The 1,050-nt window shown below is 35.4% G+C and carries 1 protein-coding gene; it reads left to right on the forward strand.

Features of this window, described 5'->3' with window-relative positions; all coding sequences use genetic code 11:
- Positions 1 to 163: 163 nt before the first annotated feature.
- A complete protein-coding gene (locus L0U89_RS20200; protein WP_234863182.1) occupies positions 164 to 901 on the forward strand; it encodes a hypothetical protein in 738 nt (245 codons plus the stop codon).
- The last annotated feature ends 149 nt before the right edge of the window (positions 902 to 1,050 follow it).

A 1,050-nucleotide genomic window follows, 5' to 3' on the forward strand; every position in this document is an offset into this window, starting at 1 on the left:
AAATGTGATGCATGGAAATTGTACCCGGGTTCTGGCGGGAAGTCCAACTAAATTTAATAAATTTAGCTGGGCCGTGAAATGGGTGCACTAAGAATGCTGGGGACTTTTTTCACGGTCTGCCGTTATGCACAAGCTTAAAAACGACACCACAACAAGAATGAAAATGATTAAAGAGATAATAATATTGAGTTCCTTATTGACAGTTTTAGTTTCTTGCAGTCAGACAACAAAAAAAGAAACGAATGACACTTTAAACACCTCAATGACGACAGAAACTAGAGAAGCAATAATCCAAAAAGAAATATTTAACCAAGACCTAAAGACAATTAAACTTGACTTTGACTTCATAGTATATCTGGGACAAGAAGAAGATTTTCAAAAGTTTAAAACCTACACATTTTTTAAGTTGACAAGAAACAACACGACTATTTTTATTGACAGTTCATTGACAGAATACGAATTTGGAAATAAACTCTTTCCAATCATTATTAAGACAGGTAATAACAGTTTTGAGTTGCTCTTTGAAATCAACGATAGACCAAACAAGAACTACTTAAAACGACTTTTCATAAAAGACAACAAGTTAGTAAGACAAGACAAATTGCCAACATTTGAAGGCAAACCAATTGACATTAATCAAGACGGAATAAAAGAATATGCAGGTTTTTGGGATTATTCGCAAGTATGGGGTGACGACAATAATTTGACTGCATATAATCCAATTCTTTACTACTCTGTAACGACAAAAGGTTTACTTCTTGACAGCTTATTGACAAGAGAAAGAAACGAAATGATATACGGAAAATTTTATGGGTTTGCGTTTAGTGAAAATGACGAACAACCAATAGGCGTGGCAGAAAAATTTGGAAGAGAATTAAAACTAATTAACGGTGGACAATAGAAGAAAGCCTGTGCATAACAGGCGTAACCGTTGCACAACCTCCCCTTGAATCAAGGAAATAGAAGTTTTTTAAAGGAAGTGGTAGATTTTTGGGATTTTTGATTGGCTGGCGAAAACGGGATCGTTTTTCGGTCAGGCGGGGCTAGGAG

The sequence above is a fragment of the Mariniradius sediminis genome (assembly GCF_021491425.1).
Taxonomy (GTDB): domain Bacteria; phylum Bacteroidota; class Bacteroidia; order Cytophagales; family Cyclobacteriaceae; genus Mariniradius; species Mariniradius saccharolyticus.

Excerpts from the sequence above, each read along its gene's own strand:
- L0U89_RS20200 (WP_234863182.1), top strand. The coding sequence starts at position 164 with ATGATTAAAGAGATAATAATATTGAGTTCCTTATTGACAGTTTTAGTT.